We start from the raw sequence: 11,945 nt of genomic DNA, 5'->3' as shown, positions 1-11,945 counted from the left end.
GGCCCGGTGGCCCGCCCCGTGGCCGAGTGCACCCCAGTGGCCCGCCCTATGGCCGAGCGCGGCCCGGTGGCCCGCCCCGTGGCCGAGTGCACCCCAGTGGCCCGCCCTATGGCCGAGCGCGGCCCGGTGGCCCGCCCCGTGGCCGAGTGCACCCCGGTGGCCCGCCCTATGGCCGAGCGCGGCCCGGTGGCCCGCCCCGACACCGAGTGCGGCCCGGTACACCGCCCCGACACCGAGCGCACCTCGGTGCATCGCCCCGTCGCCGGGCGCACCCCGCTGCACCGCCCCGTCGCCGGGCGCGGCCCGGTGGCCCGACCCGTCGCCAAGCGCCCTGTGCCCCGCCCCGTCGCCGGGTGCACCCCGGTGCACCGTTTCGCCTTGGGTGATCTGCCTCCCACAGGCTCCGTCCGGGGGCCCAAGGGCGGCAGGGCGGGCAAGGTGGTACCCCCGGCGGCGGGCAAGGACCCGGTGACCCCGGGGGGCCCTACGACGTGCGTCGGGGTAGGAGGGCAGCCGCCAGCGCAGCGGTTGCGCACAGGAGGGACCCCGCGGCCAGCAGGCTCATCCGCATGCCCGGCATCGAGAAGGACGCGCCCCCGCTCCCCGCTACGACGAGCGTTCCGAAGAGGGCCACGGCCAGCGCCCCACCCGTCTGCCGGAACGCGTTGAGGAGCCCGGACGCCGTACCGACCCGCCCCCCGGGGACGGAGTCCATCAGCATCGCGGTCACCGCCGGAATGGCGAACGCCCCGCCCAGCCCCGTAGGGACGAGCATCAGCAGCAGCAGCCACATCGGCGTGTGGGCCGACAGGGGCAGCAACACGAACATGGCCGCCGCAAGCACCAGTTGGCCCACCACGATGACCGGCCTCCGGCCGAAGCGCTCCGCCATGCGCGGCGACACCAGGTTCGTCCCCGTGATGATCGCCGCCAGCGGCACGAACACCAGCCCCGCCGTCAGCGCCGACATGCCTCGCGCCTGCTGGAGGTAGAGCCCCAGCATGAAGACGAGCCCGTAGAACGCCACGTTGATCGCGAAGCCGACCGCGAGGGCGACGGAGACGGTGCGCGAGCGGAGCATGGGCAGCGGCACCATGGGCGCCCGGTGCCGCTTCTCGGTCACGTAGAACGCCACGGCCGAGAGCACGGCCACCCCGGCCGACAGCAGGACCGGCGTCGACGTCCAGCCCGCGTGCCCGCCCTCGATCACCGCGAAGGTCAGCCCGGCGAGTGTCAGCACCGCCGTCACCTGGCCCGGCACGTCCAGCGGTGCCGGCCTGCGCGGCGACGGCGCCACCTTCGCGAGCAGCGTGACGATCGCCGCGCCCACCGGCAGGTTCAGGAAGAACACCGCCCGCCAGCCCACCGTCTCGGTCAGCACACCGCCGAGTACCGGGCCCGCCGCCATCGCCACCGAACCGCCCACCGTCCACAGGGCGATCGCCCGCGCCCGGCGCCGCGCGTCCTCGTACGCCTGTCTGATCAGCGCGAGTGACGCCGGCATCAGGATCGCCGCGGCCCCGCCCTGCACGACCCGAGCCGTCACGAGCGCCCCGATGGACGGTGCCAGCGCGCAGGCCAGGGAGGCGAGGGTGAAGAGTGCGGTGCCCCAGGCGTAGGCGCGGCGCGCCCCGGCCCGGTCGGAGAGCGCCCCGGCGGACAGCATCAGACCCGCGAACATCAGCGTGTACGCGTCCACCACCCATTGCAGTCCGGTCATGCCGCCGTGCAGCGACGCCCGGATGCCGGGCAGCGCGATGTTCACGGCCGACACGTCGACGGTGATGATCGTGAAGCCGAGCAGCGCCGCCACGAGCGCGGTCCCGCCACTCGGCCGGGCAACCCGCACGGGTGCGACAGTGCGAGTGCCGGGGTGTGTGAGCGTCACGTGAACGACCTCCAGATACGCGCGGAAGAGGGCTTGTGCGGGTGGGTGGGGCCCCTGAGCCGCGGACCTGTGACGTGCACTCCCTGGGCCCGGTGGCCCCAGCCACCCGCAACGGGCTCCACTCTCGTGGCGCCCCGCGCGAAGTGGCAGGCCGCTTCCCACCGGGGCGCCGCGTTCCTGGTCCTGACACGGCCCCCCACGCCCCTGGCTCTCTGTGGACAATGGGCGGTATGGCTGACACCACGGAACTGGGCAGATATCTGCGGGCCCGCAGGGCGCAGGTCACCCCCGCCGACGCGGGGCTGCCCGCCGGGACGGGGCTGCGCCGCACCCCTGGGCTGCGCCGCGAGGAGCTGGCGACGCTCGCCGGGGTGAGCGTCGACTACTACACCCGGCTGGAGCGGGGGCGCGAGACCAACCCGTCGACCGCCGTGATCGACGCCCTCAGCCGCGCCCTGCGCCTGCGGGGCGAAGCCCATGAACGCCTGCATGAGCTGGCCGAGTTGGCGTCCGGACGGCTCACCGTGCCGCATCCGACGGGTGACGACACGGTGCGTGAGTCCGTGCTGCAGATGCTGGAGGCGCTGCGGCCCATGCCCGCGTACGTGGTCAGCCGGCACAGCTACATGCTGGCCGCCAACCCGGCGGGGCGCCGTCTGCTGCCCGGCCTGTGGGACCTGCCGCCCGAGGAGCGCAATGTCACCCGCTACCTCTTCCTGCACCCGGCGGGGCGGTCCCTGTACGTGCCGTGGGAGGAGACCGTCGCCAAGTCGGTGGCGCACCTGCGGGCCGTCGGCGGAACCGATCCCGATGATCCGAAAATGGCCCGGCTCGTGGGCGAACTGCTGCTCAAGTCACCCGAGTTCGCACGTATGTGGGATCGGTACGACGTGTGTGAGCGCAGTGGCGGCACCAAGGTCTTCGACCATCCGAAGGTGGGCGGGATGACGCTCACGTACGAGGTCATGCAGCTCGCCCGTACGGGCGGCCAGCGCCTGGTCGTCTACCAGGCACCGGCCGGATCCCCGGACGAGGAGGCGCTGTTGCGGCTCGATACCGCCGCGCACGCCTGAGCCGACTACGCGCGTTCCAGGATCGCCGTCACGCCCTGGCCGCCCGCCGCGCAGACGGAGATCAGGCCGCGGCCCGTACCGTCGCGTTCCGACAGCAACTTGGCGAGCGTCGCCACGATCCTCGCTCCCGTCGCCGCGAACGGGTGACCGGTCGCCAGGGACGATCCCGCCACGTTCAGGCGCTCCCGGTCGACCGGCGCCAGGCCCTGCTTCTCCCATGCGGCGAGCGTCGCCAGGACCTGGGACGCGAACGCCTCGTGCACCTCGATCAGGTCGAAGTCCTCGATGCCGAGTCCGGCCCGTGCCAGCATCCGCGGCACCGCGTACGCGGGCGCCATGAGGAGCCCGTCGCCGCCTCCGCCGGTCACGTCGCCGCCGGCGAAGTCGACCGCCGCCGTCTCGTACGCCGTCAGGTACGCGAGCGGTTCCAGGCCGCGCGCCTTCGCCCACTCCTCGCCGGCGAGCAGCACCACCGCCGCGCCGTCCGTCAACGGCGTCGAATTGCCCGCCGTCATGGTCGGGTCGGGGTCCTTCACGCCGAAGACCGGTCTCAGTGTCGCCAGCTTCTCGGCCGTTGAGCCGGGGCGCAGGTTCTGGTCGCGTTCCAGGCCGCGGTAGGCGACCACCAGGTCGTCGAGGAAGCCGCGGTCGTACGCCGCCGCCAGACGCTGGTGACTGGTGGCGGCCAGTGCGTCCTGGTCCTCGCGGGCGATGCCCCACTCGCGGGCCGTGACCGCCGCGTGCTCGCCCATCGACAGGCCGGTACGGGGCTCCGCGTTGCGCGGGATGTCCGGTACGAGGTGGCCGGGCCTGATCCGGGACAGCGCCCGCAGGCGGGCACCGGCCGACTTGGCGCGGCGGGCCTCGAGCAGGATCCTGCGCAGCTCGTCGTTGACGCCGAGCGGGGCGTCGCTGGCCGTGTCCGAGCCGCCCGCGACCGCGCTCTCCGTCTGGCCGAGCGCGATCTTGTTGGCGGCGGCGATCACCGCCTGGAGACCCGTGCCGCACGCCTGCTGGATGTCGTACGCAGGGGTGCGCGGATCCAGCATCGAGCCGAGCACGGTCTCGCGCGCGAGGTTGAAGTCGCGGCTGTGCTTGAGCACGGCCCCGGCCACGAACTCGCCGACCGCGCCCGGCTCCCGCAAGTCGAAGCGGCCCACTAGACCGTCCAGGGCCACGGTCAGCATCTCCTGGTTGGAGGCGGTCGCGTACGGGCCGTCGGAGCGCGCGAACGGGATGCGGCTGCCGCCGATGACGGCGACTCGGCGGGGCGGTGCCGGGGTTTTGGCGGGGCGTACCATCTCGACAACTCCTGACTACTGAGTAACCTTACTCAGAAGTAAATTTACGACCGCGCAGGGAGTTGGACAATGGCCGATCGCTATCTGAACTTCACCGGCACGGCCCCCGGCCGCTTCCTGACCCGCCGCACGGGCCTGCCCCAGCCCGCTCGCCTGCGCCGTTGGACCGCGGAACACCCGGAGTTCAGTGGGCAACTGCTGCACTTCACCGCCGGGGCCTCCGCCTGGCGCGGTGAGTTGTCGGAGCTGCTCGGCCGTACCGGGCTCGACGTGCGCGGTTCGCTCTCCGGGCGGGATCTGGAGGCGGCCCGGCCCGTCGGTGTCGTCGTCGACGCGACCGCCGCCGCGGACCTGGACGCGCTCGCCGAGGTGCATGCCGCCCTGCATCCCGTCGTCCGCTCCCTCGCCACGAGCGGGCGGGTGATCGTGCTCGGGGCGCCGCTCTCCCCTGACGATCACCACCAGGCGGCCGCGCAGCAGGCGCTCGAAGGGTTCGTCCGCTCCCTCGGCAAGGAGATCGGGCGCGGTCGCACGGTGAACCTGGTGCGGGTCGCGGGGGCGGTCGGCGCGGCCGAGTCCACCCTGCGGTTCCTGCTCTCGCCCCGGTCCGCGTACGTGAGCGGCCAGGTGATCGAGGTGGGAGCGCCGGACGGGGAGCCGGCTCCCCTCGAAGACTGGGCCGCGCCCCTCGCCGGGCGCACCGCGCTCGTCACCGGCGCCGCGCGCGGCATCGGCGAGGCCGTCGCCGAGACCCTCGTACGGGACGGGGCGCGGGTCGTTCTGCTCGACGTGCCGTCCGCCGAGGCCGACCTCTCGAAGGTCGCGGAGCGGCTGGGCGGGCGGGCCCTGCCGCTGGACATCACGGCCGAGGACGCCGGTGAGCGCATCGCCGGGTTCACCGGTGACGGCGGGCTCGACATCCTCGTGCACAACGCGGGCATCACGCGCGACCGGCGCCTCGCCAACATGCCCGCCGAGCGGTGGCGTTCGGTGCTCGACGTGAATCTCGCCGGCGTCCTGCGGACCACCGACAGCCTGTTGAAGGCGGGCGCGTTGCGGCGCGGCGGCTCCATCGTCGCCACGGCCTCCATCGCGGGCATCGCGGGCAACACCGGCCAGACCAACTACGCGGCCAGCAAGGCGGGCGTCATCGGCCTCGTCCGTTCCCTCGCGCCCCGCGCCCTCGCCGAGCACGGCGTCACGGTGAACGCGGTGGCCCCCGGGTTCATCGAGACGAAGATGACCGCGGCCGTCCCCCTCTTCATCCGCGAGGCCGGGCGCCGGATGAACTCCCTCGGGCAGGGCGGGCTTCCCGTAGATGTCGCGGAGACCACTGCGTGGTTCGCCTCCCCGGCCTCCGGTGCGGTGAACGGACAGGTCGTCCGGGTGTGCGGGCAGAGCCTGCTGGGTGCGTGAACGCCGGGCCCGGTCGCCGTCGTCGCCGTCGCCGTCGCCGTCGCCCGAGGCGTGTCGCGCATGTCCCGCCTGCCTCGCAACACGCCCCGACCTTCGCCGTCGCCCGAGGCGTGTGGCGAGAGTTCCGCCCGCCTCGCGACACGCCCCGACCTTCGCCGTCGCCCGAGGCGTGTGGCGCAGGCCCCGCCCGCCTCGCGACACACCCCGACCTTCGCCGTCGCCCGAGGCGTGTGGCGCAGGCCCCGCCCGCCTCGCGACACGCCCCGCCCCCCTTCCCCGGAGGACCCGCCATGACCGCTCCTCGTACCCTCACCCTCACCTCCCTCCCGTCCCTCGTCCCCCTCATGGCCCGCGGCGCACTCCTGTCCCCTCTGAAGCGGCCCCGGCCGGACGCCGAGGTGCCCGGCACACGGCTCGCCCTTCCCGGGCTCCGGGTGTCGCAGGCGCACCTCGCCGCGTACGAGCGCGTCTGCGCCTTCCCGACCGGGCGGGCCGAGCTTCCGGTCACGTATCCGCACGTCGTCGCCTTTCCGGCGGCCATGCGGCTGATGTCGGAGCGGGCGTTCCCCCTGCCGCTGCTCGGGCTCGTCCACACGTCGATCGGCATCACGCAGCGGCGGAGTCTGTCCGTCGAGGAGACGTACGAGCTGGCCGTGCGCGTGGAAGGGCTGCGGGGGCATCGGCGCGGCACCGAGGCCGTCGTGCGGACCGAACTCCGCTCGGGGGAAGAGCTCGTCTGGGAGTCCACCAGTACGTATCTGGCGCGGCACAGGACGAGCGGTGGCGGCGCTCCGGAGCAGGCCGACCCGTACGAGCCGCTTCCCGCGCTCCGTGAGTGGGCGCTCTCCGGTGATCTCGGGCGGCGGTACGGGGCCGCTTCCAGGGACCGCAACCCCATCCATCTGCATCCGCTGACCGCCCGCGTCTTCGGCTTCCCGCGCGCCATCGCCCACGGCATGTGGACCGTGGCCCGGTGCCTCGCGGAGTTCGGCGCGGCCGGGCCCGTCCAGGTACAGGCGCGGTTCAAGGCGCCCGTGCTGCTGCCAAGCACGGTGACGTACGCGGCCAAGGAGACCGCCTTCGAGCTGCGGGCGGCCGGGAGCGGCCGGGTGCACCTCGGCGGCGAGGTGTCAGCGCTGGGCTGACCAGCGTCGTCCGTCCATGAGGTTGCCGAGGCCCGACCACGCGAAGTTCATCATCGTCGTGGCGGCCTCCTTGGCCGGGACGGACGAGGTGTTGGCCCATCCGGCGAGCGCCTCCGCCGCGCCGACCAGCGCCTGCGCGAGCCCCGTGATCTCGCGCTCGGCCGGGCCCGGGTCCTCGTGCGCCTCGCGCGCCGCCTTCGCGATCAGGGACGTCACGAACGCGACGATCTCCTCGCGCATCGCCCCGACCTTCGCGACGAACGGGTCGCCGCCGGAGCGGGCCTGGCTGTGCAGCACCGCCCAGCCGTCGGGCCGCTCGGCGGTGTGCGCGAAGAACGCGGTGAGGCCGTCCCATAGTTGCTGGTCGGCCGGTACGTCGGTGCGGACCCCTGCCCGCACGGCTGCGACGAGCGCCGCCGCCTCACGCCTGATACAGGCGGTGAACAGGTCCTCCTTCGAGTTCAGGTACAGGTACACCAGCGGTTTGGAGACCCCGGCGAGTTCGGCGATGTCGTCCATCGACGCCGCCCGGTAGCCCCGCTCCCCGAACACCCGTACCGCCGCGTCCAGCATCTGCCGCTCGCGCTCGGCCCGCGGCATCCTCTTCTGCCCCGCCCCGGACCGCACGTCCCCGCCCACCCCTGCCGCCTTCCACCGCGTCCTGCTTCCGACAGGTCAGCCTACGGCTGTGCCCCGCCCCCGGAGATCCGGGAGCGGGGCACGGGCCGGTGTACGAACCGGGGGACGTCAGGCGGCGACGGAGACCGGCGCCGACTGCTGCGGCTCATCCACCGGGGAGGAGGTGGCGTTGTCGTAGGCGTCGTGGTCGAGGATCTTCTCGCGGGCCGAGACGATCACCGGGACGAGGGCCTGCCCGGCGACGTTCGTGGCCGTGCGCATCATGTCCAGGATCGGGTCGATCGCGAGGAGCAGGCCGACGCCCTCCATCGGCAGGCCGAGCGTGGACAGCGTCAGGGTCAGCATGACCGTGGCGCCGGTGAGGCCGGCCGTGGCGGCGGAGCCGATCACCGAGACGAAGGCGATGAGCAGGTAGTCACCGACGGAGAGGTCGATGTCGAAGATCTGCGCGACGAAGATCGCGGCGATCGCCGGGTAGATCGCGGCGCAGCCGTCCATCTTGGTCGTGGCGCCGAACGGGACGGAGAAGGAGGCGTACTCCTTCGGGACGCCGAGGCGCTCGGTGACCTTCTGGGTCAGCGGCATGGTGCCGACCGAGGAGCGGGAGACGAAGGCCAGCTGGATGGCGGGCCAGGCGCCCTTGAAGAACTGGAGCGGGTTCAGCTTGGCGACGGTCGCGAGCAGCAGCGGGTAGACGCCGAAGAGGACCAGGGCGCAGCCGACGTAGATGTCGGCGGTGAACGTCGCGTACTTGCTGATCAGGTCCCAGCCGTAGGTGGCGATCGCGTAGCCGATGAGGCCGATGGTCCCGATCGGCGCGAGCTTGATGACCCACCACAGGGCCTTCTGGAGCAGCTCCAGGATCGACTCGGAGAGGGTGAGGATCGGCTTGGCCTTCTCGCCGATCTGGAGGATCGCGATACCGGCGACCACGGCCATGAAGACGATCTGCAGGACGTTCAGCTCGGTGAACGGCGTGATGACGTCCGTCGGGATGATGCCGGTCAGGAAGTCGAGCCAGGAGCCCGCGTGGTCCGGCTTGGCGCCGTCCTTCGGGGTGAGTCCGGTGCCGGCGCCCGGGTTGGTGAGCAGGCCGATGGCGAGGCCGATGGCGACCGCGATCAGCGACGTGATCATGAACCAGAGCAGGGTGCGGGTCGCGAGCCGCGCCGCGTTGTTGACCTTGCGGAGGTTGGTGATCGACACCAGGATCGCGAAGAAGACGAGCGGGGCGACCGCCAGCTTGAGGAGCTGGACGAAGATGTGGCCGACCTTGTCGAGGGTCGTGACCAGCCACGCTATGTCCTGGCTGCGGGCGAGCCAGCCGAGCAGCACACCGAGGACGAGACCGCCCAGGATCTGCGCCCAGAACGGGATCTTCGGTATGCGGAAGCCCGACGCGGGCTTGGCGTCGGTGGGGGTGGTGTTCGCGGACACGGAAGCACTCCAGTGATAACGCGCGGGGACAAGGCGGGGACGTACGTACGTACGGGAGCGGCGACCGTGAGACGAGAGATCAGGTCAGCGGCGCTCGCTGCGGCGGGGTCGATCGCGTCAGGCGCGACACGCCGCGGACACGCAGCGGCAGAGATCGACATGCAGGCGCGCCACGAGCGGAACGCTCAGGGCTGTGCGGTGCGCGGCTGCCGTCTTCATGACAAGCACGTTAACACCAGTGCTTTGAGAACATCAAAGGGCTTCTTTGGGGAATAGGCGGAGCGTGTGGCAGCAAAAGCCACGGATGCCTTGAAAACGCAGGCGCCCCGCCACCTGTGCGGTGGCGGGGGCGGGTGCGGCGCTTGTGGGTGTGAGCCGGATTACGCGCCGTGGGCGCGGGCGGCGTCGTCCGCCTCGTCCTCCATGGAGCGGTTGGCCTCCATGTTCGCCTTGGCGCGGTCCACGCGGGCGACGATCTTCTCGGAGGCCCGGTCACGCTCGCCGCGCAGCAGCACGAAGCTGAGGGGCGCGGAGACGACGAGGGCGAGCAGTGCGATCCAGAGGTAGTTCGAGCCGCCCAGGCCGCGCGGAACGATGCCGGTGGCGACGAGACCCCAGACGACGAGGAAGCAGCCCGCGAAGACCCCGAGGCGCATCAGCGTGTAGCGGAGCATCTCAATCCACTCTTCCGTTGCGATCCGTTGCGAAATGGTCCCCCCAGTGAAGCACGCGCCCGGCGAAACGTGTTGAGCGGTCCCGCCCGTAATGGGTACGGTCCACCTATGGCACTTACTTTCGAGTTGGATCCCGTCGTGGACCAGGCGCTGCGTGACGAGGTTCTGGCTCTGTGGACCGACGTGTCGAACGCCGGTGGAGCCGTCGGCTTCGTTCCGCCCGTCACCCCCGACGCCGTCCGGCCCGAGCTGGACAGGCGCCTGACCGAGATCGCGGAGGGCCGCACACGGCTGCTCGTCGGGCGCGACGCACACGGCACAGTGGCGGCGACGGCGTTCCTCGCGTACAACCAGCACCGCCTGATGAAGCACCACCTGTGGCTCTACGTGGTGATGGTCCACCCCGCGCTGCAAGGCCAGGGGCAGGGCCGCGCCCTCATGGCCACGGCGGAGGAGACGGCCCGCACCTTCGACGGGATCGAGGCGCTGCGCCTGACCTGCCGCGGCGGCACGGGCGCCGACCGCTTCTACGCGGCGTGCGGCTACAAGGAGGTCGGCCGGGTCCCGGGCGCCATCCGGGTCGCCCCGGGGGACGACCGGGACGACGTCCACATGATGCTGCCGCTGAACTGAACCCCGGGAGCCTCAGACCCGCATCGGCTGCGGCTCGTCGCGGCGGGCCGGGTCCGGGCCGTCGTACTCGCGGATGATCTCGTAGCGCGTATTGCGCTCGACCGGCTTGAACCCGGCGTCGCGGATCAGATCGAGCAGGTCCTCGCGGGTCAGCTTGGACGGCGTGCCGTAGTTGTCCGCGTCGTGCGTGATCTTGTACTCGACGACCGAGCCGTCCATGTCGTCCGCGCCGTGCTGGAGCGCGAGCTGCGTGGTGTGCAGGCCGTGCATGACCCAGAAGCACTTCACGTGCGGCACGTTGTCGAACAGCAGCCGCGAGACCGCGAAGGTCTTCAGCGCCTCCGCGCCCGTCGCCATCGTGGTGCGCGCCTGGAGGCGGTTCCTGACCTTGCCGTCCTTCATGTCGACGAAGTCGTGCTGGTAGCGCAGCGGGATGAAGACCTGGAAACCGCCGGTCTCGTCCTGCAGCTCGCGCAGGCGAAGCACGTGGTCGACGCGGTGACGGGGCTCCTCGATGTGCCCGTACAGCATCGTCGAGGGCGTCTTGAGGCCCTTCTCGTGCGCCAGGCGGTGGATGCGCGACCAGTCCTCCCAGTGGGTGTCGTGGTCGACGATGTGCTGCCGGATCTCCCAGTCGAAGATCTCGGCGCCGCCGCCGGTCAGCGACTCCAGGCCCGCGTCGATCAGCTCGTCGAGGATCTCGGAGGCGGTGAGGCCCGAGATCTTCTCGAAGTGGTGGATCTCGGTGGCCGTGAACGCCTTGAGGCCGACGTCCGGCAGCGCCTCCTTGAGAGCCTTCAGGGAGCGCGGGTAGTAGCGCCACGGCAGGTTCGGGTGCAGGCCGTTGACGATGTGCAGCTCGGTGAGGTTCTCCGACTCCATCGCCTTGGCGAGCTTGACGGCCTCCTCGATGCGCATCGTGTACGCGTCCTTCTCGCCCGGCTTGCGCTGGAACGAGCAGTAGGCGCACGAGGCGGTGCACACATTGGTCATGTTGAGGTGCCGGTTGACGTTGAAGTGCACCACGTCGCCGTTCTTGCGCGTGCGCACCTCGTGGGCGAGACCGCCGAGCCAGGCCAGGTCGTCCGACTCGTACAGCGCGATGCCGTCCTCACGGGACAGCCGCTCACCGTCCCTGACCTTCTGCTCCAGCTCGCGCTTGAGCCCTGCGTCCATGCCCGTACCTCTCCTCACAACGACCCTTCGACCCTTGTGACCGCCTTTGGCCCTCGAGTCCGCTCCACCGTACGCCCAGCCTCCGACAGCGCCGCGCTCACACCTCTCAGACCTCTTCGGGCAGCTCCCCGACCCGGTTCTCCCACTTCGTGGAGAGCACGATCGTGGTGCGGGTGCGGGAGACGCCCTTGGTGCCGCTGAGGCGGCGGATCGTCTTCTCCAGGCCGTCCACGTCACCCACACGCACCTTGAGCATGTACGAGTCGTCGCCCGCGATGAACCAGCAGTCCTCGATCTCGTGCAGGTCCTTCAGACGGTGCGCGACGTCCTCGTGGTCGGCGGCGTCGGAGAGCGAGATGCCGATGAGGGCGGTCACACCGAGGCCCAGCGAGGCGGAGTCGACGGTGGCCCGGTACCCGGTGATCACACCCGCCGACTCCAGGCGGTTGATGCGGTCCGTGACGCTCGGCCCGGACAGGCCGACGAGTCGGCCCAACTCCGCATACGAGGCGCGGCCGTTCTCGCGCAGGGCCTGGATGAGCTGCCTGTCCACGGCGTCCATA

The 11,945-nt window shown here is 71.7% G+C and carries 11 protein-coding genes; 4 read left to right on the top strand and 7 right to left on the bottom strand.

Going from position 1 to position 11,945, the window contains the following annotated elements; translation table 11 throughout:
• Window positions 1–484: 484 nt before the first annotated feature.
• A complete protein-coding gene (locus ACH4RC_RS30100) occupies window positions 485–1,849 on the bottom strand; it encodes an MFS transporter (RefSeq protein ID WP_398206520.1) in 1,365 nt (454 codons plus the stop codon).
• 269 nt (window positions 1,850–2,118) lie between these two features.
• On the opposite strand from ACH4RC_RS30100, the gene ACH4RC_RS30095 reads away from it, so the two are divergent.
• On the top strand, window positions 2,119–2,961 hold the full coding sequence (locus ACH4RC_RS30095) for a helix-turn-helix domain-containing protein (protein ID WP_398206518.1): 843 nt from the start codon (window positions 2,119–2,121) through the stop codon (window positions 2,959–2,961).
• A 5-nt stretch (window positions 2,962–2,966) separates the two neighbouring features.
• On the opposite strand, the gene ACH4RC_RS30090 is transcribed toward ACH4RC_RS30095, so the two are convergent.
• Window positions 2,967–4,262 carry an acetyl-CoA C-acetyltransferase gene (locus tag ACH4RC_RS30090; protein ID WP_398206516.1) on the bottom strand — a complete coding sequence of 432 codons (1,296 nt, stop codon included), beginning with the start codon at window positions 4,260–4,262 and terminating at the stop codon, window positions 2,967–2,969.
• A gap of 69 nt (window positions 4,263–4,331) precedes the next feature.
• Between ACH4RC_RS30090 and ACH4RC_RS30085 the strand changes: the two genes are divergently transcribed.
• Together ACH4RC_RS30085 and ACH4RC_RS30080 are read left to right on the top strand one after the other, a co-directional pair.
• Window positions 4,332–5,678: a 3-oxoacyl-ACP reductase gene (locus ACH4RC_RS30085; RefSeq protein WP_398206515.1), complete on the top strand. Its 1,347-nt coding sequence runs from the start codon at window positions 4,332–4,334 to the stop codon at window positions 5,676–5,678.
• A gap of 290 nt (window positions 5,679–5,968) precedes the next feature.
• A complete protein-coding gene (locus tag ACH4RC_RS30080) occupies window positions 5,969–6,823 on the top strand; it encodes a MaoC family dehydratase (protein WP_398206513.1) in 855 nt (284 codons plus the stop codon).
• On the opposite strand, the gene ACH4RC_RS30075 is transcribed toward ACH4RC_RS30080, so the two are convergent.
• The 3 genes from ACH4RC_RS30075 to ACH4RC_RS30065 all read right to left on the bottom strand — a co-directional run bounded on the left by ACH4RC_RS30075 (window position 6,809) and on the right by ACH4RC_RS30065 (window position 9,573).
• A complete protein-coding gene (locus ACH4RC_RS30075) occupies window positions 6,809–7,423 on the bottom strand; it encodes a TetR/AcrR family transcriptional regulator (protein ID WP_398206709.1) in 615 nt (204 codons plus the stop codon). The genes ACH4RC_RS30080 and ACH4RC_RS30075 overlap by 15 nt on opposite strands.
• 147 nt (window positions 7,424–7,570) lie before the next feature.
• A complete protein-coding gene (locus tag ACH4RC_RS30070; RefSeq protein WP_398206511.1) occupies window positions 7,571–8,899 on the bottom strand; it encodes a dicarboxylate/amino acid:cation symporter in 1,329 nt (442 codons plus the stop codon).
• Window positions 8,900–9,279: 380 nt separating this feature from the next.
• Window positions 9,280–9,573 carry a DUF4229 domain-containing protein gene (locus ACH4RC_RS30065; protein WP_398206509.1) on the bottom strand — a complete coding sequence of 98 codons (294 nt, stop codon included), beginning with the start codon at window positions 9,571–9,573 and terminating at the stop codon, window positions 9,280–9,282.
• Between the two features lie 108 nt (window positions 9,574–9,681).
• On the opposite strand from ACH4RC_RS30065, the gene ACH4RC_RS30060 reads away from it, so the two are divergent.
• On the top strand, window positions 9,682–10,206 hold the full coding sequence (locus ACH4RC_RS30060; RefSeq protein WP_398206507.1) for a GNAT family N-acetyltransferase: 525 nt from the start codon (window positions 9,682–9,684) through the stop codon (window positions 10,204–10,206).
• 12 nt (window positions 10,207–10,218) lie between these two features.
• On the opposite strand, the gene mqnE is transcribed toward ACH4RC_RS30060, so the two are convergent.
• Together mqnE and ACH4RC_RS30050 are read right to left on the bottom strand one after the other, a co-directional pair.
• A complete protein-coding gene (gene mqnE / locus ACH4RC_RS30055) occupies window positions 10,219–11,382 on the bottom strand; it encodes an aminofutalosine synthase MqnE (protein WP_398206505.1) in 1,164 nt (387 codons plus the stop codon).
• Window positions 11,383–11,488: 106 nt separating this feature from the next.
• Window positions 11,489–11,944: an Lrp/AsnC family transcriptional regulator gene (locus ACH4RC_RS30050; RefSeq protein ID WP_398206503.1), complete on the bottom strand. Its 456-nt coding sequence runs from the start codon at window positions 11,942–11,944 to the stop codon at window positions 11,489–11,491.
• Window position 11,945: the final 1 nt, after the last annotated feature.

It is taken from the genome of Streptomyces sp. NPDC016845 (assembly GCF_044332585.1).
Taxonomy (GTDB): Bacteria; Actinomycetota; Actinomycetes; order Streptomycetales; family Streptomycetaceae; genus Streptomyces.
The sequence above is the reverse complement of the archived record's forward strand: the minus strand, read 5'-3'. Positions and strand labels throughout refer to the sequence as shown.